This is a genomic window from Micromonospora fulviviridis (genome assembly GCF_014648395.1).
GTDB classification, from domain to species: Bacteria; Actinomycetota; Actinomycetes; order Mycobacteriales; family Micromonosporaceae; genus Micromonospora; species Micromonospora fulviviridis.
Genome location: NZ_BMRA01000007.1, coordinates 310,212 through 333,251 on the forward strand (window position 1 = coordinate 310,212; position 23,040 = coordinate 333,251).

The following is a 23,040-nucleotide window of genomic DNA, read 5'->3' on the forward strand; positions in this document are numbered from 1 at the left end:
CTCATCCGATGCTGATCGGCCACTGACCGGCCCCGGGCAGGCTCGACGGGTACCCGATCACACCCGGAGAGGACCCCTCATGATCAACGGATTCGCGCAGCACCGCGTCACCGTCGCCGACGGCGTCGCCCTGCACGCCGCGGTGGGCGGCAGCGGCAGCCCGGTGGTGCTGCTGCACGGCTTCCCGCAGACCCACCTGATGTGGCGCCACGTCGCCGCGGACCTCGCCGCCGACCACACGGTCATCTGCCCCGACCTGCGCGGCTACGGCGACAGCGACAAGCCCGTCGACACCGACGGCACCGCGTACGCCAAGCGGACGATGGCCGCCGACGTGGTGGCGCTGGCCCGGGCGCTGGGGCACGAGCGGTTCGCCCTGGCCGGGCACGACCGGGGCGCCCTCGTGGCGATCCGCGCCGGCCTGGACCACCCGGAGACGGTCACCCACCTGGCCGCGCTGGACGTGCTGCCCACCCTCGACTCCTGGGAGGTGCTGCACGGCGTCACCGCCGCCGTCGGCTTCCACCTCTACCTGATGGCCCAGCCGCCGGGCCTGCCCGAGCGGCTCATCGGCGCCGCGCCGGACGAGTTCTTCGGGCACTTCCTCGACCTGTGGGCCGGCGACCCGGACGCGATCCCCGCCGACGTGCGGGCCGCGTACCTGCGGGCCTGCCGGGCGGCGGTGCCCTCGATCGTGGCGGACTACCGGGCGTCGGCCGGCGTCGACCTCGCGCACGACGAGGCGGACCGGGCGGCGGGCACCGTGCTGCGGATGCCGGTCACCGTGCTCCAGCAGGACTGGGGCGCCGCGCTCGGTTTCGACGCGGCGGCGCGCTGGCGGGCCTGGGCGCCGGACCTGCGGCACGTGCCGGTGTCGTACGGCCACTTCATGGCCGAGGAGGCGCCGGCCGAGGTCGTGAAGGAGTTGCGCGCGCTGCTGGCCCGGTGAGGGAGCACCCTTGCCCAGCACCGTGAAAGATGTAAATATTCGGATCACTTTACGTGTGGTCTGAGGTTCGGGGGGTTGATCGGCATGCGGAAGGTTTCCTCGATCGCGGCAGCGGTCACACTGACGGTCGGCTGCACCGGTGTCGCGGTGGTGAGCGTGGCGGGCCCGGCCAGCGCGACCTGCAGCCACTCGCACTCCAACATCGACACCAAGTTCGGCACGCTCTTCAACGCGACCAACGTCAACATCCGCACCGGCCCGCACACCACCTGCGGCTCGCTCGGCTACGGCCAGCTCAGCCACAGCGTCGACTTCCACTGCTTCGCCAGCGGCGACCGGGTGAGCGCGAACGGGCACACCACCTACACCTGGACCTACCTGAAGGACACCACCACCGGGGTGTCCGGCTGGGTCGCCGACGCCCTGCTGGACAACCTCGGCAGCAACATCGCCTGCTGACCGTCCCCGCACGATCGGCGGCGGGCGGGCAGGATGGTGCGGCATGACCGAGCCGCGCCTCCACCCGCCCGTCGAGCCGTACGCCACCCACCGGATCGCCGTCGGCGACGGCCACCAGCTCTACGTGGAGGAGGTGGGCACGCCGGACGGCGTACCCGTGGTCTTCCTGCACGGCGGGCCCGGCGGCGGCCTGGTGCCGGCGGCGCGGCGGTTCTTCGACCCGCGACGCTACCGCGCCGTGCTGTTCGACCAGCGCGGCGCGGGGCGCAGCACCCCGTTCGGTGAGCTGCGGGCCAACACCACCGGGCACCTGGTGGCCGACCTGGAGACGATCCGGGAACGGCTCGGGATCGACTCCTGGCTGGTGTTCGGCGGGTCGTGGGGGGTCACCCTCGGCCTGGCGTACGCCCAGGCCCACCCGGACCGGGTCACCGGGCTGATCCTGCGCGGGGTGCTGCTCCTGCGGCGCAGCGAGCGGGACTGGTTCTACCAGGGCGGCCTGCGCCACCTCCAGCCGGACGAGTGGGAACGCTTCGTCGCCCCGATCCCCGCCGCCGAGCGGGACGACGTGCTGGCCGCGTACCACCGGCGGCTGCACGGGCCCGACGAGGCCGAGGCGCGGGCCTGCGCGGTCGCCTGGGGGCGCTGGGAGGCGGTCAACTCCTCGCTGCGCCCCGACCCCGGGGTGCTCGCCCACTTCACCGCCGAGGAGCAGGCGCTGCCGATCGCCCGGATCCTGTCGCACTACGCCGTGCACGGCGGGTTCCTCACCGAGACGCAACTGCTCGACGGCGTGGACCGGATCCGCCACCTGCCGGCCGTGATCATCAACGGCCGCTACGACCTGTGCTGCCCGCCGGTGTCCGCGTACGACCTGGCCCGGCGCTGGCCCGAGGCCGAGCTGCGGATCGTGCCCGACGCCGGCCACTCCGCCGCCGAGCCGGGCATCGCCCGCGAGCTGCTCCGAGCCACCGACCGCTTCGCCGACCTGCTCGGCTGAGCCGGCCTACGCCGCGAGCAGCGCCCGGATCGGGTCGGCGATGGCCGGGTCGAGCGGGAACCGGGCCGCCAGCCAGTCGAGGGTGGCCCGGGCGGCCGCCCGGTTGTGCCGGTAGCCGGGCACCATGGCCGCCAGCGGCAGCACCTCCGGCGGGTACGCCTGCTCGACCCGGCGGCTCGGGTCGAACGGGTCCCGCCGGTGCGCGGCCGACGGCTCGGTGAGCCGCAGGAGGGCGAGCACCCGGTCCACCGCGTACGACTGGATGAACCGCGCCGCGGTCAGCCGTTCCCCGCGCACCTCCCGGTGCAGGCCCACGTAGAGGTTGGTGAGCGCCTCGTTGAGGTGGAACTCCACCGTGTCGTACGGCGTGGCGGGGCGCGGCGGCGCACCGCTGCCGGCCAGCCCGGCCGGCGCGTCGGGGCGCTGCCAGACCACCCGGGCGCCGGTGAACGGCAACCGGGCCAGCTCGGCCACGGTGAAGACCGCGTACTCGACGAAGATCCCGTCGGCGTAGCGCGCCTTGCGGCCGTTGCGCTCGTTGGCGAAGCTGTACGCCACCGGGCAGGGCGCGGCCAGCCAGTCGATCGAGTCGACGTAGCGGCCCACCGCGCCGTCGGCGACGACGAGGAAGAAGTCCAGGTCGGAGTGGTCGTCGAGCCGGTCCCGGTCGACACCGGCGGAGCCGAGGCCGAGCAGCGCCACGGCGTCCGGCCGGGTGGCGAGGTGGGCGGCGAGGTCGTCGAGCCGACGCAGCATCGGGTGCATGCCGTCGTCCCTTCCGTGAAGAGTCGACGTTTCAGCCCGTGCGGCCCTGCACCGCCGCCGGGGTCGCGACACCGATGCCGGCCATTCTGCGTCGGACCCCCGACACCGCTCAAGTCGCGGCTGTCCATCCCGGTGCGGCGCTGGCAAGATCGACGGGGTGACGGGTGCGCTGTTCGCGGTCAGTGACCTCCATGTGTCGTACGCCGAGAACCGCGCGGTCGTCGACGGCCTGCGGCCGGAGTCGGCGGACGACTGGCTGATCGTGGCCGGCGACGTCGGCGAGGTGTTCGCGGACATCGAGCGGACGTTGCGGCAGCTCCGCGACCGCTTCGCCCGGGTCGTCTGGGTGCCCGGCAACCACGAGCTGTGGACCCACCCGGCCGACCCGGTGACGCTGCGCGGCCGGGCCCGCTACGACGCGCTGGTCGGCATGTGCCGCGACCTGGGCGTGCTCACCCCGGAGGACGACTATCCGGTGTGGCACGGCGAGGGTGGGCCGGTCACCGTGGCGCCGCTGTTCCTGCTCTACGACTACTCGTTCCGCGCCCCCGGCACGAACTCCAAGGAGGAGTCGCTGCGCGCGGCGTACGCGGCGGGGGTGGTGTGCACCGACGAGATGCTGCTGCACCCCGACCCGCACCCGGACCGGGAGTCGTGGTGCTGGGAGCGGATCGCCGTGACCGAGCGGCGGCTGGCCGCCGTCGACCCGGCGCTGCCGACCGTGCTGGTCAACCACTGGCCGCTGGTCCGCCAGCCCACCGACGTGCTCTGGTATCCCGAGTTCGCCCAGTGGTGCGGCACCGACCGCACGGCCGACTGGCACCTGCGGCACCGCGCCGCGGTGGCGGTCTACGGGCACCTGCACATCCCCCGCACCACCCACTACGACGGGGTGCGCTTCGAGGAGGTGTCGCTGGGCTACCCGCGCGAGTGGGGCCGGCGGGGCGGCGAGCCGCGGCCGATGCGGCGCATCCTGGGCGGCGCCGCGTGATCGAGATCCTGCTCCCGTCGACGGCGGTGCCCGTCGAGGCGTTCTCCGACATCCCTGGCGAGGCCCCGTACCCGGGCGAGGAGGACCTGCTCGTCCGCGCCGTGGAGGCCCGCCGCCGCGAGTTCGTCACGGCCCGCCGCTGCGCCCGGGAGGCCCTGGCCCGCCTCGGGTACGCCCCGGCGCCGATCCGCCCCGGCCCGAAGCGGGAGCCGCTGTGGCCGGCGGGCGTGGTCGGCAGCATCACCCACTGCGCCGGCTACCGCGCCGCGGCGGTCGCCCGGGACACCGCGCTGGCCGGACTCGGCATCGACGCCGAGCCGCACGAGCCGCTGCCGGACGGCGTCGCCGAGGTGGTCACGACGGCCGGCGAGCCGGAGACGCTGGCCCGGCTGCGCGCCGCCCGTCCGGGGCTGCACTGGGACCGGCTGCTGTTCAGCGCCAAGGAGTCCGTCTACAAGGCCTGGTATCCGCTGACCGGGCGCTGGCTGGGCTTCGAGGACGCCGAACTCTCCGTCGACCCGGCCGCGGGGAGCTTCACGGCCCGGGTGCTGGTCGACGCCACCCGCGTGGACGGCGGCTCGCCGCTGGCCGCGCTGCACGGCCGCTGGCTGGTCGCCGACGGGCTGGTCGTCACGGCGGTGGCCGTGCCCCGACAGCCCTGACCCGGTTGCGTTCGAGGGCCGGGCATGACGGCTTCCGCCCGAGTGATCCGCGTTTGCCCGCTCCTGCCGAGGGTAGGGCCCAGAGGGCCCGGTCATTTTGCCCCACGGAGGACAGGTCCCGATGGATTCCAGCAAGCCCGCCAAGGTCGTCAAGGATGTCGTGGAGGCCGCCACGGAAAAGGTCACCGACATCCTGACCCCGGATGTGCCCGGCGCGCCGGGCAGCGCCCCACCGCCGCTCGAGGAGCCGACGACGCCGCACGGCCCGCTGCCGCCGAAGGAGGAGCAGGGCGCCCCGGACACCCGTACCCCGACCGGCGCCGAGACCGGCGTGCCGAAGATCGCGAAGGGGCAGCAGGGAGCCTTCCTCACCACCGCCAACGGGGCGCGGCTGCGCGACACGGACCACTCGCTCAAGGCCGGGCCGCGCGGCCCGGTGCTGCTCCAGGACCACCACCTGCGCGAGAAGATCACCCACTTCGACCACGAGCGCATCCCGGAGCGGGTGGTGCACGCGCGCGGCGCCGGCGCACACGGGGTCTTCGTCGCCTACGGCACCGCCGAGGAGGTCACCCGGGCGGGCTTCCTGAAGAAGGGCCGGGAGACGCCGGTCTTCGTCCGGTTCTCCACCGTGCTCGGCTCGCGCGGGTCGGCGGACACGGTCCGCGACACCCGCGGCTTCGCCACCAAGTTCTACACCGACGAGGGCACCTTCGACCTGGTCGGCAACAACATGCCGGTGTTCTTCATCCAGGACGCGATCAAGTTCCCGGACATCATCCACGCCGGCAAGCCGCACCCGGACCGGGAGATCCCGCAGGCGCAGAGCGCGCACGACACCTTCTGGGACTTCGTCTCCCTGCACACCGAGGCGCAGCACCACACCATCTGGAACATGTCCGACCGCGGCATCCCCCGCTCCTACCGGACGATGGAGGGCTTCGGCGTCCACACGTTCCGCCTGGTCGACGAGGCCGGGGCGACGGTGCTGGCCAAGTTCCACTGGAAGCCGAAGCTGGGCGTGCACTCCCTGACCTGGGAGGAGGCGCAGATGATCAGCGGCGTCGACCCCGACTTCCACCGCCGCGACCTCTACGACGCCATCGAGTCCGGGGCGTACCCGGAGTGGGAGCTGGGCATCCAGGTCTTCCCGGACACCCCGGAGGAGACCTTCGCGGGGATCGACCTGCTCGACCCCACGAAGATCGTGCCGGAGGAGCTGGCGCCGGTGCAGCCGGTCGGCCGGCTCACCCTCAACCGGACGCCGCGGAACTTCTTCGCCGAGACCGAGCAGGTCGCCTTCCACCTCGGGCACCTGCCGCCGGGCATCGACGTCACCAACGACCCGCTGTTGCAGGGCCGGCTCTTCTCGTACCTCGACACGCAGCTCACCCGGCTCGGCGGGCCGAACTTCACCCAGATCCCGGTCAACCGGCCGCACGCCGAGGTCAACGACATGCTCCGGGACGGCTTCCACCAGCACGCGGTGCACGCGGGCGTGGCGCCCTACCGGCCGAACTCGCTCGACGGCGGCAACCCCTTCCCCGCCGGCGACCGGGAGAACGCGTTCGTCGACACGCCGGTCACGGTCGCGGAGGCCCCGAAGGTACGGGCGGCCCCGGCCTCGTTCGACGACCACTTCAGCCAGGTCCGGCTGTTCTGGCTGAGCATGTCGCCGGTGGAGAAGGAGCACATCATCCGGGCGTACACCTTCGAGCTGGGCAAGTGCTACCACCAGGCGATCAAGGAGCGGCAGCTCCAGTGCCTGGCCAACATCGACCCGGTGCTGTGCGAGCAGGTCGCCACCGGCCTGGGCCTGCCCGCGCCGAAGCCGACCGTGCCGCTGGCCGAGGTGCAGCCGAGCCCGGCGCTGTCGCAGGTCGGCCGGGAGTGGCCGGCCGACGGCCGGATGGTCGGCATCGTGGTCGATGCGGACAGCGACCTCGACGGGGTCGGCCAGGTCCGCCGGGCGGTGTTCGCCGCCGGGATGGTGCCGCTGCTGATCGCCGCGCACGGCGGCACGGTGGGCGACCTGCCCGTGCAGCGCACCTTCGCCACCGGCCGGTCGGTGGAGTTCGACGCGATCCTGCTGGCCGGGGCCCCGGCGCCGGCGCCGGACGCGCTGCCCGCCCGGGACGCCAAGGCGGGCGCGGCCGACTCCGCCACCCTCGACCCCCGGGTGCTGCTGCTGGTCGAGGAGGCCTGGCGGCACGCGAAGGCGATCGGCGCCTGGGGCGCCGGAGCCGAGGTGCTCCGGCAGGCCGGGGTGGCCGGCTCGCCCGGCGTGGTCACCGGCGACTCCGGCGGCGAGGTCTTCGGCGCGGTGCAGCAGCTGATGGCGGCGCACCGGGTGTGGGAGCGGTTCCCCGCCTCGGTCGCCTGAACCAACGCCGGAAGGGCGGTCCCCCGAGTGGGGGGCCGCCCTTCCGCCGGTACGGGCCGCCCGGGTACGGGCCCCCACCCGCCGTCCCCGGCGCCGGCCACCCGCAGGGCAGCGCCGACGGCGCCACCTTCACCACCCTGGCCGCACCGGCCGGCGTCCGGTTCGACCCGGCGTCCGGCAACACCGCCACCGTCGCCGTGCCGACCACCACGGTCCGCCACGTCCGGGTCACCGTCGCCGGCAACACCGCCTGGCCCGCGGCCAACTCGCGCAGGTCGAGGCGTACGCGGCCACCGGCACGTCCACCCCGCCGACCGCCCCGGGCGCCCTGGCGGTGATCGGGCGGACCGCCACCAGCGTGTCGCTGGCCTGGACGGCGGCCACCGACGCCGACGGGATCGCCGGCTACCAGGTACGCCAGGGCGGCAGCACGGTCGCGTCGGTCACCGGCACCTCGGCCACCGTCACGGGGCTCAGCCCCGCCACCGCGTACACCTTCACGGTCGTCGCCCGGGACACCACCGGGGCCGTCTCGGCGCCGTCGAACGCGGTCACGGTGACCACCGACCCGGCGGCGCAGACCGACCTGGCCCGGGGTCGGCCGACGGCCGAGAGCAGCCACACCCAGAGCTACGGCAGCGGGAACGTGGTGGACGGCAACCCCGACACCTACTGGGAGAGCGCCAACAACGCCTTCCCCCAGTGGGTCCAGGTGGACCTCGGCGCGGCCACCCCGGTCGGGCGGGTCGTGCTCCGCCTGCCACCCTCCCCGGCCTGGCAGGCGCGCACCCAGACCCTCTCCGTGCTGGGCAGCACCGACGGCGGAAGCTGGAGCACCCTGGTCGCCGGCGGCGGCCGGCTGTTCGACCCGGCGACCGGCAACCAGGTCACGCTGACCTTCACGGCCACCCCGGCCCGCTACGTGCAGGTCCGTTTCACCGGCAACACCGGCTGGCCGGCGGGCCAGCTCGCCCAGCTGGAGGTCCACGCCGGCTGATCCATCGAAACACATCATTGACGGCTTAGTTAATGCTCTTTAATATTTGGCCTACCTCGAGGAAGACCATCCCCTGTCCGACCCGTACGCCCGGCCGGCGCCGGCCCCGACCAGCGCCGGCCGGGCGGTACGGCGCCCCCTGCACCGGGAAGGCCCTCGATGTCCACACCGCGCCCCCGCCGCCGAGCCGTGGCCGCCGGCCTGCTCGCCCTGGCCACCGCCACCGCGACGCTCGCCCTGACGCCGGCCGCCGCCCAGGCCGTCGTCCTGCCCAACAACTTCAAGAGCGTCGGCTACATGCCGTCCTGGAGCGGCAGCGTCAACAGCATCCAGTACGGCAAGCTCACCCACGTCAACTACGCGTTCGCGCTGCCCAACAACGACGGCAGCCTGCGCCCGGTGGAGAACCCCAGCAAGCTCTCCTCGCTCGTGTCGCTCGGGCACGCCAACAACGTCAAGGTGTCGATCGCGATCGGCGGCTGGAACGACGGCGACGACTCCGCGTTCGAGGCGCTCGCCGCCAACTCCGGCGCCCGCGGCGCGTTCGTCACCAACGTGGTCAACTTCGTCAACCAGTACAACCTCGACGGCGTCGACATCGACTGGGAGTATCCCGACCCGGGCGCCTCGGCCAACAACTACACGCTGCTCATGCAGCAGCTCGGCAGCGCGCTGCACAGCCGCGGCAAGCTGCTCACCGCCGCCGTGGTCTCCGAGGGCTACTACGTCGACGGCGTGCCGCCGGCGGTCTTCGGCTCCGTCGACTGGCTGAACATCATGGCGTACGACGGCGGCAGCCCGCACGCCAACTACGACTGGTCGGTCAACAGCGTGAACCTCTGGAAGTCGCGTGGCCTGCCCGCCGCCAAGGCGGTGCTCGGCGTCCCCTTCTACAGCCGGCCCGGCTACTACACCTACGCCGCGCTGGTCGGCATGGACCCGGCCAACGCCAACCGCGACTGCACCACGGTGAGCGGCACGCAGCAGTGCTACAACGGCGTACCGACCGTGAAGCGCAAGACGCAGTGGGCACTGGCCAACGCCGGCGGGATGATGAACTGGGAGCTGTCCCAGGACACCACCGGCGCGACCTCGCTGGTCAGCGCCATCTACGACACCGTCATGGGCGGCGGCACCCCGCCGCCGAGCGGGCGTACCGGCCCGATCACCGGCATCGGCGGCAAGTGCGTCGACGTGGCCGCGGCCGGCACCGCCAACGGCACCGCGATCCAGCTGTACACCTGCAACGGCACCGCCGCGCAGAGCTGGACCGTGGCCGGCGACGGCACGCTGCGGGCGCTGGGCAAGTGCGCCGACGTGACCAGCGGCTCCACCGCCAACGGGGCGAAGGTGCAGCTCTGGGACTGCAACGGCACCGGCGCCCAGGTCTGGCAGGCCCAGTCCAACGGCACGCTGCGCAACCCGCAGTCGAACAAGTGCCTGGACGCCACCGACAACAGCTCCGCCAACGGCACCCGGCTGCAGATCTGGGACTGCTTCGGCGGCGCCAACCAGGTCTGGCGGCTGCCGGCCTGAGCACCGGCCGGGAGCCCCGCCGTGCCGGCCCGGCGCGGCGGGGCTCCGCCGTCACCAGCGGTTGCGGGCCTCCTCCGCCCAGCCGACCAGGCCGTCGAGGTCCACCCGGTCCCCGTCGTCGGTGGCGGCCCAACCGGAGAAGTGCCCGAAGCACTGGTGGGTCTCGCCGGCCAGCACGACGAGGTTGGTGCGTGCCACGCGCTCGTGGAACGGGTGGAACGTCACGTCCACCCGGTCGCCGGTGATCCGCCACGGCCGCAGCCAGTCGGCGCGGTCGTAGCGCCAGGCCAGGTCGGCGCCGATCTTGTGCAGCCGCCCGTCGACGAAGACCGCGTTCTCGGTCGCGCCGGTCCCGTCGGTCCACCGGCCGCCGAGCTGGATCGCCCGGCCCGGCCCGCTGCCGGCCGCCCAGTTCCAGCGCACCGCGTACGGCCACTTGCCACGCCCGTGGTCGAGCACCGCGAACGACTCGGCGTCGACCGGGTGCGCCGCGCCGTCCACCCGCAGCGTGCCCCGCACGGGCCGGCCGACGTCCTTGAGCGTGTACTGGAACCGCCGGGTGCTCCACGGCACCACCACGCCCAGCGACTCGTGCCCGGGCCGTAGCGGCGCCACGAGGTCGACCTCGACGCCGGGCGCGGTGGCCCGGATGGTGCTGCCGTCGGGGCGCTGGTCGACGTCGATGACCAGGCCGCCGCCGCGGGCCCGGACCTCGCCGGCGCCGCTGACCGGCGGGAGCACCGCGCCGCGGGCGAACGGGACCACCGCTTCGGTGGTCCGCTCGACACCGGTACGACGGTCCAGCAGGTAGACGCTGTGCACGCCGGCGTAGTCCAGCGACGAGGCGACCAGGCCGACGATGTGCGTCGGGGTGACCACGCCCCAGTACTCCCAGCGCTTGGCCCGGCCCCAGCCGCGCAGGTTCGCCCGGTGCAGCGGACGTCGGCTCCAGCCCACCGCCGCCGGGTTCAACCGCCCGTCCGGCCGGCACAGGTCGACCGGCTCGGTGATCTCCCGCTCGTGCGTCATCGACGCAGGCTACCGGCTCGGCCACGCCCGCGATCCGCCCGCGGCGGTCAGCCGACCCGGTTCAGGTTCGGGCGTCCGGTGCGGGCCCGCTGCCGGTCCGCGGGCACCCGCGGGCCGTCCACGGCGAGCATCCGGTCGGCCGCCGCCAACCCGGTCAGCGCGGCGCCGTAAGCGGCCAGCTCACGCTGGAAGTGTTCCACCTTGGCGTACCAGAACTTCAGCTCCGGGTTCATGGCCTTGGCGTTGATGTACCCGACGATGTCGGTGTCCGGCGTGATGCCCCGGCGCGCGTAGCAGCGGTCGAAACCTGCTTTGGTCCGCTCGTACCGCTCGTTCATCGCGGTGAGGCCGGCCTCGGCCTCCAACAGGCGGTCGCGCAGGTACCGCACGTACGTGGGCGGGACGCCGGCCGGTGCGGGGGTGGGCCTCCGGTGACCGTCGGCTCCGTTGGGGAACGGCATGACCGCCCTCCTTCCTGCGGTCGAAGTGCAGTGACGTCCTTCTACCCCCGATCCGGGCAGGTTATGCCCGGGACGCGGGGGCGGCCGGCGCGGGCGCCGTCAGGTGTCGCTGGAGCGGGCCACCGCCCGCCGGACCCGGGTCGCCTCGTCCCGCAGGGTGTGCACCAGGGCCGCGCCGGTCGCGCTGTCGGCCAGGCCGTTGCCGGCGAGGGTACGGGCGATCTGCTCGAAGAAGTCGGCCACCTCGTTGGCCCACCCGATCGCCAGGCCGACGCTGGACCGCCCGGGCACGAACTCGATGACCGACAACCGCTCGGAGACCTCCCGGCGGGCGCTCTCCGGCAGCTCCGCCGCGCCCAACGCCGCCCGGACCCGCTGGTAGGCGCGGCGGACCTCGCCGACCACGGCGAACTCGCGGCTCGGTCGGGCGCCGACCACGTTGCCGATGACGCCGAGCTGGTAGCCCACGTTTCCGGTGACCGACCGGGCGAGCTGCGGCGGCACGAAGTGGCCGAGGTTCACCGGCGCCTGGGCGTTGAGCCCGGCCCGGAAGCACGGGTGGACGTGGAACTCGTCCTCGTGCGGCTCCAGCACCTCCCGCCGGGTGCCGCCGTAGACCGTGTCGCCGCCGCGCCGCACGCCGAGGAAGCCGAGGCCGAACAGGATGTCGATCACGGTGTCGGCGTCCAGCACGTGCGCGTACTCGGGGAACTGCTCGACGAGGCTGTCGCGCACCTCCGCGAAGCGGGCCCGGAGCGCCTTGCGGGTGACCAGGTAGCCGGTGTTCTGGAACAGCGCGTAGAGCCGGGTCAGGAAGGGGTAGCTGACGAGGTATTCGTTGCCGAGGTCCTGGAGCTTCCAGCGGGAGAAGTCCCGGGCGGCCGCCCGGACGTCCATCGTCCAGATCGTCCGGTGGCCGTGCCGCACCGCGGTGTCCCGGCAGAGGGTGACGAACTGGATGACGTCGCGGGGGCGCAGCAGGGTCCGCGAGGTCAGGTAGTCCAGGATCGGCTCGCCGTCGACCGCCTCGGGCAGCACCCGGCCCCACAGCTCCTCGGCCGGCACGGGGCGGCCCAGCGACGCCGAGGCGCGCCGCAGCAGCACCTCACCGAGCAGCTCCGGGGTCCAGTCGATGCGCTCCTCCTCCCCGCGGAACTTGTCGCTCTCGGTGAACTGGAGCGAGTCGTAGATGTCGCTGCGCAGGAACAGCGTGCAGCGGACCGCGCCGCCGAACAGGCTGCGCACGTGCTTGCTGGCCAGCAGCAGCCCGACCACCATGGCGTCGGAGGCCGGGTCGTTGGACCAGATCTGCTCCACCTGGTCGACGGCGAGCAGCAGGGTCGGGTGGTCGGCCGGGCAGGCCAGCTCGGCGATGGCCCGCCCGATCACCTCCTCCAGCACGTCGAGCTGCCGCGCGGCCCGGGCACCCTCGGACGCCTGCACCTCGACCGAGCCGTTCACGCCGAGCGCCCCCACGCCGATCGAGGAGGCGCGCAGCCGGCCCATGCCGGACAGCACCCGGTCGTACAGCTTCTGGTCGCCGCTCTCGTGGTGGCGGCGGAGGAAGCGCCGCAGCCGGCGGACGTTCTCCGGCGCGCGGCGCAGCCGGCGGCGGTGCCGATGCCGGGCGTGCCCGACCAGGTGCCGGCTGATCTGCACGGCGAAGACGTACCGCCAGACCAGGGACTTGGCCGTCTCCGGGTTCAACCCCTGCAACTCGAAGCGGCGCAGCTCCTCGCCCGTCGCGTCGTCCGGCGTGATCAGGCTGGTCACCACGCCGCCGTCCGGGCCGCCGTCGAGCAGCCGGCAGATGGCGCTCTTGCCGGCGCCCTTGCGGCCGATGACCAGGCTCTTGCGCCCGTGCAGGGCGGCCTCGTACGCGGCGGTCGGCAGGAAGCCCTGCCGGAGCAGCCCGCTGGCGATGTCGGACTCGGCGTCGTCGCGGCCGAAGGTGAGCCGGGTGAGGTCGATCGTCGGATCGTCCACGTCGACCCTCCCTCACCGCCGCCACGGTCCGTGCGGTACCGCACACGGTAGGCAGTGCACGGCCGGAGCGCCAGACCCCCATGCCCGCGGCCCGGCCGGCACAGCAACCGTCCACCCGCCCTATAAAGCGATATCGATCGATGCTTGATATCGACTTCAACCGATATATAGGCTGGGCCGGTCCCCGCTCGACCCCGTCCCACAAGGAGAGTGAGCGATGCGTCTGCCCAAGGTCACCCGGTTCCTCGCCACCGTCGCCACCGCGGCACTGGCGGCGCTGGGCGCCGTCACCGTCGACGCGGCGCCGGCCGCCGCGGCCGTCCGCAACGTCTGCTACAACACCAGCCAGGCCGGGCCGTTCGCGAGCTACGCCGTGCAGGCCGCCTCGATCTGGAACAACGCCACGAACAACATCAACATGGCCCAGTGCGGCTCGAACCTGATGATCTACTACACCTACGGCGGCGGCTCCTACGCCCAGCGCACCAGCCTCGGCAACGGCCGCGTGGTCATCGACTACTACCAGGCGCAGCAGTACTCGCCGCTGCGCATCATGACCCACGAGATCGGGCACATCCTCGGCCTGCCCGACAACTACAACGGCAACTGCGCCATCCTGATGTCCGGCGGCAGCGCCGGCACCAGCTGCACCAACCCGTACCCCAGCTCCACCGAGGCCGCCCGGGTCGACTCGCTGTTCGGCTTCGCCGCCCGCAGCGCGACGACGCCGCAGGTCTTCACCGACAGCTGGCCGGCACCTGTGGCGGCGGGCGCCCAGCGCTGACCGGCGGAAACGACAAGCCCGGCCGGGCCGGCGGAGACGCCGACCCGGCCGGGCGGTCCCGGCTCAGAACAGGAACTTGTCCAGCGCGGCCTCGATGGTGCCGCTGTCCGGGGAGGCGTACGACTTCATGGTGAGCTTGTTGTACGAGATGAAGCTCGGGCACCGGTTCGCCGGCGCGCTCACCGTGCCGCCGTCGCCGATCTTCTCGCCGGTCTTCGCCGCGTAGAAGGTCAGCTCGTAGCGCGAGGAGATGTAGGAGACCGTGACGATCTTCCCGTCGTTGTTCTTGTAGTCGCACTTCTTGGGCGCACCCTCGCTGCCCTCCACGACCTTCAGGCAGCCGACCACCGCGACCGACTCGAAGTCGGCGCTCTTGCTGTAGTACGGCTTGGCCGAGCTGATCGACTTGGACGACCAGTACGACGGTCGGTCGGGCGAGTTCGCGAACGTGTACGCCTTGGCCGGGGAGCCGGCGGTGTACGGAGCGGCGTTGAGGATCGGGCTGCCGTCGCAGACCGAGGACATGTCACTGGAGTAGCGGGCCGTCACCGCGTTGTTGTCCGGCGCCGGCGTCTCCGACTCCGGCCCGCCGCCGGACGGGTCGGCGCTCGGGCCGACCGGGTTGCCGCTGCTCGACGCGACCGGATCGGGCTTGTCGTCGCCGGCGGCCAGGAAGAGACCGACACCGCCGCCGCAGAGCGCCAGCAGGACCACCGCGGCACCGGCGGAGAGCCCGATGATCAGGCCCTTGTTCGACTTGGGCGGCGGCACGGGAGCGCCGAACTGCGGGGGCTGACCGGGCTGGCCGTAGCCGGGGTACGGCCCGGGCTGGGCCGGCTGCCCCCACTGGGGGTTCACGTTCGGGTCCGGCTGCTGCCCCCCGTACGGGGGGTAACTGTTGGTCATCTGACGCCCTTATCGCTGTCGACGGGTACCCCGGCAATGATCACGGACAGGGTAGTGAGCGGCGTAAATTACACCGCTGGTCGACGAGCGGCACCGGGCCGGTGTGCGACACGGTGCGTGTCGGCAAGCCGATCCGTCCGTGATGGACAGGGCGGTTCCCGACGGCCGCTCCGGGCCGGCCGACCGGCCGGATCACCGGCGCTGGCGCGCGATTCGGCAGCCCGACGAGCCGGTGCGATCCCCCGCCACCCACCCGGCCGCCGACGTGACGGACATCACCTCCGGTCGATGGGACGCGTCCCACCGCCGACCCGGCGGGGCGGCGCACCGCCCCGCCGGGAAGGTGGCTCAGCGGCCCCGGGTGGCCTTGCAGATCTCCACCGGCAGGGCCGGCGCGCCGTCCACCGGCGCCGGATCCTCGGGGGTGGCGGCGATGCCGCCGGCCGCGATCCGGTCCAGGGTGGCCAGCCCGGCCTCGTCGATCGTGCCGAACACGGTGTAGTTGGGGCGCAGCGCCGAGTCGGACTGGACCAGGAAGAACTGGCTGCCGTTGGTGTCCGGGCCGGCGTTCGCCATGGCCAGGGCGCCCCGGGCGTAGAGGCGGCGGACCCCGGTCGGGTCGGTCGGCGCCGGCGGCAGGTCGGTGGGCAGCTCGTCGGCGTACCGGTAACCCGGCCCACCCTCGCCGGTGCCGGACGGGTCACCACACTGGAGCACCTTCAGCGTCGGGTACGCGGTGAGCCGGTGGCAGTGGGTCCGGTCGTAGAACTTGTGGCGGGCCAGGTGCAGGAAGCTCTGCACGGTGCACGGGGCCTGCTCGCGGTCGAGGGTCAGCCCGATCGGCCCCTGGTTGGTCCGCAGCGTGACCCGGACCGTACCCCGGTCGGGCGTGTGGCGGGGGTCCGGCGGCAGCGGCACCGGCCGGGCCGCCGGCTCGTCCGGCGTCGGCGTGTACGCGCACGGGCCCTTCGTGGGCGCCGGGTCGGCGGCGGGGGCCGCGGACGCGGCGACGCCGCCGGTGGCGACCAGCGCGGCGGAGACCACCGCCACCCCGGCGAGGCGGGCCAGCAACGGCGGTACGGAGCGCGGTCGGGTTTCGCTCGACACGTGGGTCCTCCCTGGACTCGTGGTACCAGAAAGACCGGAGTCTATGGAGGCGGTGAGCGGATGTCGATGATGGTCGACGCGGTGCGCGCCGGCGCCCGGGCGCGCGCCACGCCGCCGGCGCACCGGAAGGTGACATGATGACGCGAGCAGGCCGGTGCTCCAGGTGAGAAAGCGTGGTGCCATGTCGTCCTTCCGGGCGAGGACCTCCCGTGAGCCGGGACGGACGATCGTCCGGCTGGCCGGCGAGTGCGATCTCGCCGCCCGCGAGCGGCTGACCGGCACGCTGCTGGCCGCCGTGGACGGCGCCCCGGTCGTGGTGGTCGACCTGGGCGCGGTCGAGTTCCTCGACTCCACCGGCATCCACGCGCTGGTGGCCGCGCACCACCGGGCGCGGGCGGCGGACGGCCGGCTCTACCTGGTCAACGCCGCCGGGGCGGTGGCCGCCCTGCTGGAGCTGACCGGCGTCGGCGACCTGCTGCGGCATCCCGGGGACGGGGACGGATCATGACGGCGGCGCCGGCCGGCTCGACCGTCTGAGCACGGTCAGGGCAGCACGCGGACGGCCAGGGTGCAGGTGTCGTCGTCCGCGCTGGGCCGGTGCAGCGCGTCGCGCAGCCGGGCCAGGGGTCGCGCCCGCGGCTGACCGGAGAGCGCCGACAGGGCCGCCCGCACCGCCGCCAACTGGTCCTCGGGGTTCCCGGTGCGGCGTTCCACCAGCCCGTCGGTGTAGAGCAGCAGCACGTCGTCGCCGCGCAGCTCGGTGGTCACCACCGGGTAGCGGGTGGCCGGTTCGGCGCCCAGCAGCATCCCGGCGGGCCGGCCGAGGTCCCCGGTCTCGCCCGCCCGGGACAGCAGCGGCAGCGGGTGCCCGGCCCGCGCCCAGGCCAGGTGCCGGGTGGCCGGGTCGAAGACCGCGATCACGGCGGTGCCGGTGATGGCCAGCTGGCCGCAGAGCCGGTTCATGTGCCCGAGCAGCGCCGCCGGGTCGCGGATGCCGATCGAGAGCCACGCGACCAGCGCGAAGCGCAGGTGGGCCATCCCACTGGCCGCCTCCAGCCCGTGCCCGGCGACGTCGCCGACCGCCAGGACGACCGACCCGTCGGGCAACGTCTCGGCGTGGTACCAGTCGCCGCCGACCCGCAGCGCGCTCTCCGCCGGCAGGTAGCCGACCAGCACCTCCAGGCCGGCCAGGGACATCGGCTCGCGGGGCACCGGCTGGATGAGGTTCTGGAGCTGGGCGGCGAGGCGGTGCTCGGCCAGCGCGGTCGTCTCCCGGGTCCGTAGCTGGTCGCTGAGCTGCTCGATGGCGCTGCGCGAGTCCTCCCGGGCGGTCACGTCCTGGACCACCGCGTAGATCTTCACCGGGGCGCCGCCCTCGTCCCGGGCCACGTCCGACAGGATCCGCAGGTACTTGACGGTCCCGCCGGCGCGGAACCGCACCGTGACGTCCGACGCGGCGCCGCTGTCGAGCGTCTGCCAGGCGGCCTCGCGCAGGCCGTGGTCGTCGGGGAGGAGCGCGGCGGCCTGGTCGGCCCGGGACATCGGTCCCAGCGCCGGATCGCGCTCGAAGATGCGGTACATCCCCGGAGACCACTCGCTGCGGCCGGTGACCAGGTCGTACTCCGCCCAGCCCAGGCTGCCGAGCAGCTCGGTACGCGCCAGCCGCCGCCGGTGCTCGTCCAGCCGCTGCCACCAGACCAGCAGTCCGTCCAGCGCCCGGTACACGCTCACGTCGAAGACGGAGTCGGCGACGACGCCCGCGCCGTGTCCGACGTACCGGAAGTCGGGCAGGTGGGCGGGCTCCCCGGTGGCCAGCACCTCGTGGTACGTCCGCCACAGCGGGCCGGCGACCATGCCGGGGTAGAGCGCGCTGAGCCGTTGGCCGACGCGGTCGGCGCCCCGGCCGTGAACGTCCCGCCCCTGGGCGCTGGCGGCGGCGACCAGGAAGTCGACGACCGCGCCGTCCGGTGCCCGCACCGGCAGCAGCCAGGTGCAGCCCGCCGGGATCGTCGCCAGCACCTGCCGGACCGCCACCACCATGGGGTCGTCGGTCGACCGGGACGCCACCTCCGCGGGCGCGCGCGACACGCCCTTCTCTGCCATGCCGGCAGCCTAGCCATCTCCGGTACCTCGCGGCCGGACCCGCCGGCGTCGTTCGGGAGCGGTCCGGCCAAAAGTCGGTTGCCGCCCATCGTGGACTCCGGGAGGCTGGCGGCCATGACGTTCTGACGGACCGCACCCGAAGCTCCCGAGGGCCGCGCTGCACCGAACCGCGCCGCCCCGCCGTCCGTCCCTGCCTCCTTCGCGAGAAACGAGCGTCCTTGTCCGCGCACCCCTCCCGGCGGGAGTCCCTGCCGCCGTCCACCCCGGCCACCGTCTCCGTCTTCGCCTCCGTCGGCAGCTGGATCGAGTCCGCCGCCCTCGACCAGTGCCGCCAGGTCGCCGCCCTCACCGGCATGGTCCACGTCGCCGGCATGCCCGACCTGCACCCCGGCAAGGGCGCGCCGATCGGCGCCGCCATGACGTCGACCGTGCTCTACCCGTTCCTGGTCGGCTCCGACATCGGCTGCGGCATCGCCGTGTTCCCCATCGCGCTGCGGCGCGCCGTACCCGAGCGGCTCGCCGCCCGGTTCCCGGACCTGGACCGGGCCTTGGACCCGGAGCGGAACGCGGACGACCCGGCCTGGGCCGTCGTGGCCGGCGACATCCCGGCCGGCCACCTCGACGGCCTCGGGACGGTCGGCCGAGGCAATCACTTCGTCGAGCTGGCCCGGATTGGGACCGTCCTCGCGCCGGAGCACGCGAGCCGGCTCGGGCTCGACGCCGGCGACCTGGTCCTCGTCGTGCACAGCGGATCCCGCGGGCTGGGCGAGCGGATCCTGCGGGCGCACACCGAGGCGCACGGTGCCGGGCCCGCCCCCGACCCGGCCGCCTACCTGGCCCGGCACGACGAGGCCGTGCGGTGGGGTTCGCTCAACCGGCGACTGCTGGCCGCCCGGGTCGCGCACGCCCTGGGGGCGGAGCCCACCGCGCCGGTCGTCGACCAGTGCCACAACCTGGTCGAAATCCGCGACGGCCACTACCTGCACCGCAAGGGCGCGGCCCCCGGCGACGGCCGGGACGTGCTCGTCGCCGGCACCCGGGGTACCCCCTCCTACCTGGTGGCGGCGCACGCCGGGGCGGCGGCCAACCACTCGGTGGCGCACGGCGCGGGCCGCAAGATGTCCCGCGCCGACGCGCTGCGCCGCGGCCGGGCCAAGCACACCGTCGAGGAGCTGCGCCGCACCCCGCTGGGGTCGGTCGTGGTGTGCGGCGAACGCCAGTTGCTCTTCGAGGAGACGCCCACCGCCTACAAGCGCATCGAGCAGGTGATCGGCGACCTCGTCGCGCACGACCTGGCCACCCCGGTGGCCACCACCGTCCCGCTGGTCACCTACAAGACGCCCGACCTCGGCCCCCGGGCGGAGCGCCGGGACAACCGCCGCGGGCGGGGCCGACCGTGAGCGTCCACCTGCTCGTCTCCGCCGGACGGGGCCCTCGCGAGTGCGCCTGGGCGCTGGCCATGCTGCTGCCCCGCCTGGAGGCCGACGCCGCCGGGCGGGGGCTGACCACCTGCCGGGTCGAGACCGTGCCCGGTGACCGCCCCGGCACCTACCGGTCGGTGCTGGTCCGGATCTCCGGCGCCGGCGCCGCGGCGTTCGCCGCCGGCTGGACCGGCACCCTGTGCTGGCAGGCGCGCAGCCCGTACCGGTCCGGCAGCGGGCGCAGGAACTGGTACGTGACCGCCCGACCGTGCCAGGTCGACGCTCCGACCTCGACGTTCGCCGAGACGGACGTCCAGGTGGTGGCCGTGCGCACCGGCGGCCCGGGCGGTCAGCACCGGAACAAGGCCAGCACTGCGGTCCGGGCCGTTCACCGCCCCTCGGGCACCGTGGTCGTGGTCGACACCGAGCGGCAGTTCAGCCTGAACCGCCGGATCGCCGTCGAGCTGCTGCGCCGGCGGATCGAGCAGGCCGACGAGGCGGCCCGGCGCGCCCTCACCACCGACCGGTGGCGGGTCCACGACGAGTTGGTCCGCGGCGACCCCGTCCGGGTCGAACGCCCGACGGGGCCGGACGCGGCGGCGCCCCGGCGACGAGGACGCGCGCCCCAGGCGGCGCGCGCCCGGTCCGGGACCGGGCCTTCCGGGGCGTGACCCGCGCCGCGGGTGGTTTCGGCAGGAGCGTCCCCGGGTGGCGCGTAGGAGCGGGTCCTTCGGCGGCGGCGGACGTTCGCCGGGCCGTGGCCCGGGTAACCGCGCCGGAGCCGACCAGGGGCCTCGTGCAGGTCCCGCGCCCGGGGTTGACCGCCGGGCGATCCGCGCCACGGAGACCCCATGCTGCGTCCACCGCTCACCCCGATGCTCGCCGCGCCGGTGGCGGAGCTGCCCACCGGCCCGCACCTGGCGTACGAGCCGAAGTGGGACGGCTGGCGGACCCTGGCGTTCCGCGACGCGGCCGGGGTGCGCCTGCAGTCCCGGGCCGGCCGGGATCTCACCAGCTACTTCCCCGACGTCGCCGGGACGCTGCGGTCCCTGCCCGCCGGCACGGTGCTCGACGGCGAGCTGATCGTGTGGACGGAGGGCCGCACCGACTTCGCGCTGCTCCAGCGCCGGGTGACCGCCGGGCGTGGGCTGGCCGCGCTGGCGGACCGCCACCCCGCGCACTTCGTCGCCTTCGACCTGCTCAGCGGCCCGGGCGGGGAGCCGCTGCTCGACCTCCCGCTGGCCGAGCGGCGGAACCGGCTGGCGCGGCTGCTCGACGACGCGCCCCCGGGGCTCGTCCTCTGTCCGCAGACCGGGGACCTCGCGGAGGCCCGGGAGTGGCTCCGGACGTGGACCGATGCCGGCGTCGAGGGGATCGTCGTCAAGCGGCGCGACGGCCGGTACGAGCCGGGGCGGCGGGCCTGGCAGAAGGTTCGCGCCCACCGCACCGTGGAGACCGTCGTCGGCGGGTTCACCGGCCCGGTGACCGACCCGGACACACTCCTCGTCGGCCGGTGCGACGACCGGGGTCGCCTGCGCTACCTGGGGCGGACCCACCCGCTGCACCGGCGGCAGCGCCGCGAACTCGCCGGGCTGCTCCGGCCGGCGGCCGGGCAGGGTCACCCCTGGCCCGAACCGCTGCCCGGCGGGTGGACCGGCCAGCTGAACCCCGCGCCGCCGCTGCCGTACACGCCGGTGCACCACGACCTCGTCGTCGAGGTGGAGGCCGACACGGCGTACGAGCACGGGCGCTGGCGGCACCACGTCCGGCACCTGCGGCCCCGGCTCGACCTGGCCGCCGGCGACCTGCCCGTGCTGACCGACGGCCCGGAGGCGCTGGGCGGTCAATCGGGCACCGACGGGACGGGCGGCGCACGGGCGGACCGGCCGGACAAAAGCACCGGGTGAGCGACCGGCCGCGGGGCGGGTCCAGCGTCATCCCGGGCGACGGAGGCCGGGGGTCGACGCCGTTTGCTCTGGGCCGGCCCGGGAAGGCGACGTCGGAGTGGCGCGCGGAGCCGCCCGCGCCAGTCCACGGAGGGAGCTCGACATGGGTGACCGCGATCGGTTGCACGAGCTGCGGCAGCAGGCCCACAGCGCGGGCATCGAGGGGAACTCCAAGATGACCGAGGAGCAGTTGCGCGACGCGCTGCGGCGGGTCGGCAAGGGCGAACAGCCCCAGATGGCCAAGCAGCACGCCAAGCGGTAACCGGATGGCTCGGGCGTCGGCACCCACCGGTGCCGGCGCCCGCCGTCAGCCCAGGGTGACCCGGACACTCCCCTCCGTAATATGAACAGGTGGTTAACGGCTTGGCTCTTGACGGCCGGTTGATGCACGCCATTGAATTTCGACGTGGTGAGCTGCCTCATCCGAGTGGCGTCCACATCGGCGGTCGGCGCGGGCGCGCCGGCTGAGCGACGCCGCGCCCGCACCGCCGCGCGCGGCCGAGGACCGGGGGCACGGTGGACGGCGGGATGAGGGAGCGCCGCCGCCGCACCCTGATCAGCGCGGCCCTGCACGCCGTCTCCCACGCGGTCGCCGTCGTCTACTGCCTCATGACGCTCACCGGGCCGAACCGGGCACTGATGCTCACGGCGTACGGCTGCGGCCTGGCCGCCGGCGTCGTGGGTTCCTGGGCCGCGACCCGGGTCACCACGAAGGCGTCCGGCTACCAGGTCTCGTTCACCCTGCTGATGATCACGCTGGTGGTCGCGGCGCTCGGCGCCCACTGGGACGGCGGCGTCACCTCACCGGCGGCGCTCGGATTCGTGACCACGGCCGTGTTCGTGGCCGGCTACACCCCCCACCTGCGGCTGATGGTGGGGCTCGAGGTGCTCACCGTCGGGTCGTACGTCGTCGTCGCCGTCGCCGGTCCGCCGGCCCCCGCCGGTCACGTGTTCGTCTACCTGGCCGGCATGCTGGTCCTGGTCTCGGTCTGCTCCACGCAGACGCGGACCCTCGCCCGGCAGCGGTCCCAGTTGCGCGCCCTGGCGTCCCTGGACCCGCTCACCGGCGCGCTCAACCGGCGTGGCCTGGCCGAGCTGGCGACGTTCCTGTTCCACACCGGCTGCCGCCCCGGCCCGTCCCTGCTCTGCCTCGACCTGGACGACTTCAAGCTGGTCAACGACCGCCTCGGGCACGCGGCCGGCGACGACCTGCTCCGCCGGGTGGTGGCGACGACCCGGAACGTGCTGCGGGCCGAGGACGCCGTGGCCCGGATCGGCGGCGACGAGTTCGTGGTGGTGCTCGGCGACGCCGACCGGGACTCGGCGCGGGCCGCGGCGGCCCGGATCGAGGCGGCGGTCCGGGGGCTGGCCGGCGTCAGCGTCGGCTCGGCCACCGCCCCGTACGACGGCGACAGCCTCGACAAGCTGCTGCACGTCGCCGACCAGCGGCTCTACCTCGTGAAGCAGCGGCGCCGCCGGGCCGCCGGGCCGCTGCTCGCCGACGGCACCGGTCGCGGCTGACGGCTGCGCCTCCTGCCCGGCGGTGGTCCGGACC

The 23,040-nt window shown here is 74.2% G+C and carries 22 protein-coding genes; 15 read left to right on the forward strand and 7 right to left on the reverse strand.

Annotated elements, in window-relative coordinates; all coding sequences use genetic code 11:
• Positions 1 to 79 precede the first annotated feature (79 nt).
• From IEY96_RS20675 to pip, 3 genes are all read left to right on the forward strand, one after another.
• Positions 80 to 949 carry an alpha/beta fold hydrolase gene (locus IEY96_RS20675; protein WP_189196445.1) on the forward strand — a complete coding sequence of 290 codons (870 nt, stop codon included), beginning with the start codon at positions 80 to 82 and terminating at the stop codon, positions 947 to 949.
• 84 nt (positions 950 to 1,033) lie between these two features.
• Complete coding sequence (locus tag IEY96_RS20680; RefSeq protein ID WP_189196446.1) at positions 1,034 to 1,408, forward strand: hypothetical protein; 375 nt, start codon at positions 1,034 to 1,036, stop codon at positions 1,406 to 1,408.
• 43 nt (positions 1,409 to 1,451) lie between these two features.
• Positions 1,452 to 2,408, forward strand: coding sequence for a prolyl aminopeptidase (gene pip / locus IEY96_RS20685; RefSeq protein WP_189196447.1), 957 nt, complete (start codon positions 1,452 to 1,454; stop codon positions 2,406 to 2,408).
• A 6-nt stretch (positions 2,409 to 2,414) separates the two neighbouring features.
• Here pip and IEY96_RS20690 read toward each other — a convergent pair whose 3' ends face one another.
• Positions 2,415 to 3,173, reverse strand: a complete 759-nt coding sequence (locus IEY96_RS20690) for a hypothetical protein (RefSeq protein ID WP_189196448.1) — start codon at positions 3,171 to 3,173, stop codon at positions 2,415 to 2,417.
• Positions 3,174 to 3,330: 157 nt separating this feature from the next.
• On the opposite strand from IEY96_RS20690, the gene IEY96_RS20695 reads away from it, so the two are divergent.
• The 5 genes from IEY96_RS20695 (at position 3,331) to IEY96_RS20715 (ending at position 9,742) form a co-directional block, all read left to right on the forward strand.
• A complete protein-coding gene (locus tag IEY96_RS20695; RefSeq protein WP_189196449.1) occupies positions 3,331 to 4,164 on the forward strand; it encodes a metallophosphoesterase family protein in 834 nt (277 codons plus the stop codon).
• Positions 4,161 to 4,826 carry a 4'-phosphopantetheinyl transferase family protein gene (locus tag IEY96_RS20700; protein WP_189196450.1) on the forward strand — a complete coding sequence of 222 codons (666 nt, stop codon included), beginning with the start codon at positions 4,161 to 4,163 and terminating at the stop codon, positions 4,824 to 4,826. Before IEY96_RS20695 ends, IEY96_RS20700 begins: the two co-directional genes overlap by 4 nt.
• A gap of 121 nt (positions 4,827 to 4,947) precedes the next feature.
• Positions 4,948 to 7,209, forward strand: a complete 2,262-nt coding sequence (locus IEY96_RS20705) for a catalase (protein ID WP_189196451.1) — start codon at positions 4,948 to 4,950, stop codon at positions 7,207 to 7,209.
• A gap of 334 nt (positions 7,210 to 7,543) precedes the next feature.
• Complete coding sequence (locus IEY96_RS32780; protein ID WP_229791742.1) at positions 7,544 to 8,206, forward strand: galactose-binding domain-containing protein; 663 nt, start codon at positions 7,544 to 7,546, stop codon at positions 8,204 to 8,206.
• Positions 8,207 to 8,365: 159 nt separating this feature from the next.
• Positions 8,366 to 9,742 carry a glycosyl hydrolase family 18 protein gene (locus tag IEY96_RS20715; protein ID WP_189196452.1) on the forward strand — a complete coding sequence of 459 codons (1,377 nt, stop codon included), beginning with the start codon at positions 8,366 to 8,368 and terminating at the stop codon, positions 9,740 to 9,742.
• 51 nt (positions 9,743 to 9,793) lie between these two features.
• On the opposite strand, the gene IEY96_RS20720 is transcribed toward IEY96_RS20715, so the two are convergent.
• From IEY96_RS20720 to IEY96_RS20730, 3 genes are all read right to left on the reverse strand, one after another.
• On the reverse strand, positions 9,794 to 10,771 hold the full coding sequence (locus IEY96_RS20720; RefSeq protein ID WP_189196453.1) for a DUF2804 domain-containing protein: 978 nt from the start codon (positions 10,769 to 10,771) through the stop codon (positions 9,794 to 9,796).
• Positions 10,772 to 10,818: 47 nt separating this feature from the next.
• A complete protein-coding gene (locus IEY96_RS20725) occupies positions 10,819 to 11,232 on the reverse strand; it encodes a hypothetical protein (protein ID WP_189196454.1) in 414 nt (137 codons plus the stop codon).
• Between the two features lie 99 nt (positions 11,233 to 11,331).
• Positions 11,332 to 13,218 (reverse strand): P-loop ATPase, Sll1717 family, encoded by a 1,887-nt coding sequence (locus IEY96_RS20730; RefSeq protein WP_189196455.1) that lies wholly within the window; start codon positions 13,216 to 13,218, stop codon positions 11,332 to 11,334.
• 217 nt (positions 13,219 to 13,435) lie between these two features.
• Between IEY96_RS20730 and IEY96_RS20735 the strand changes: the two genes are divergently transcribed.
• Entirely contained in the window at positions 13,436 to 14,002 is a 567-nt protein-coding gene (locus tag IEY96_RS20735) for a snapalysin family zinc-dependent metalloprotease (protein WP_189196456.1), read from the forward strand.
• Between the two features lie 63 nt (positions 14,003 to 14,065).
• Here the strand turns inward: IEY96_RS20735 and IEY96_RS20740 are convergent, their stop codons facing one another.
• Entirely contained in the window at positions 14,066 to 14,908 is an 843-nt protein-coding gene (locus tag IEY96_RS20740; protein WP_189196457.1) for a flagellar basal body-associated FliL family protein, read from the reverse strand.
• Positions 14,909 to 15,256: 348 nt separating this feature from the next.
• Complete coding sequence (locus tag IEY96_RS20745; protein ID WP_189196458.1) at positions 15,257 to 16,015, reverse strand: peptidylprolyl isomerase; 759 nt, start codon at positions 16,013 to 16,015, stop codon at positions 15,257 to 15,259.
• A 181-nt stretch (positions 16,016 to 16,196) separates the two neighbouring features.
• On the opposite strand from IEY96_RS20745, the gene IEY96_RS20750 reads away from it, so the two are divergent.
• Positions 16,197 to 16,523: an STAS domain-containing protein gene (locus tag IEY96_RS20750; protein WP_189196459.1), complete on the forward strand. Its 327-nt coding sequence runs from the start codon at positions 16,197 to 16,199 to the stop codon at positions 16,521 to 16,523.
• Positions 16,524 to 16,558: 35 nt separating this feature from the next.
• Here the strand turns inward: IEY96_RS20750 and IEY96_RS20755 are convergent, their stop codons facing one another.
• On the reverse strand, positions 16,559 to 18,118 hold the full coding sequence (locus tag IEY96_RS20755) for a PP2C family protein-serine/threonine phosphatase (RefSeq protein ID WP_229791743.1): 1,560 nt from the start codon (positions 18,116 to 18,118) through the stop codon (positions 16,559 to 16,561).
• 218 nt (positions 18,119 to 18,336) lie between these two features.
• Here IEY96_RS20755 and IEY96_RS20760 point away from each other — a divergent pair, with 218 nt between their 5' ends.
• The 5 genes from IEY96_RS20760 (at position 18,337) to IEY96_RS20780 (ending at position 23,006) form a co-directional block, all read left to right on the forward strand.
• Entirely contained in the window at positions 18,337 to 19,518 is a 1,182-nt protein-coding gene (locus tag IEY96_RS20760) for an RNA ligase RtcB family protein (RefSeq protein ID WP_189196460.1), read from the forward strand.
• Positions 19,515 to 20,210, forward strand: a complete 696-nt coding sequence (gene prfH, locus IEY96_RS20765; protein WP_189196461.1) for a peptide chain release factor H — start codon at positions 19,515 to 19,517, stop codon at positions 20,208 to 20,210. The genes IEY96_RS20760 and prfH overlap by 4 nt, the downstream gene beginning before the upstream one ends.
• Before the next feature lie 180 nt (positions 20,211 to 20,390).
• Positions 20,391 to 21,446 carry an ATP-dependent DNA ligase gene (locus IEY96_RS20770; protein WP_229791744.1) on the forward strand — a complete coding sequence of 352 codons (1,056 nt, stop codon included), beginning with the start codon at positions 20,391 to 20,393 and terminating at the stop codon, positions 21,444 to 21,446.
• A gap of 142 nt (positions 21,447 to 21,588) precedes the next feature.
• On the forward strand, positions 21,589 to 21,747 hold the full coding sequence (locus tag IEY96_RS20775; protein ID WP_189196462.1) for a hypothetical protein: 159 nt from the start codon (positions 21,589 to 21,591) through the stop codon (positions 21,745 to 21,747).
• A 266-nt stretch (positions 21,748 to 22,013) separates the two neighbouring features.
• Positions 22,014 to 23,006 (forward strand): GGDEF domain-containing protein, encoded by a 993-nt coding sequence (locus IEY96_RS20780; protein ID WP_189196463.1) that lies wholly within the window; start codon positions 22,014 to 22,016, stop codon positions 23,004 to 23,006.
• Positions 23,007 to 23,040: the final 34 nt, after the last annotated feature.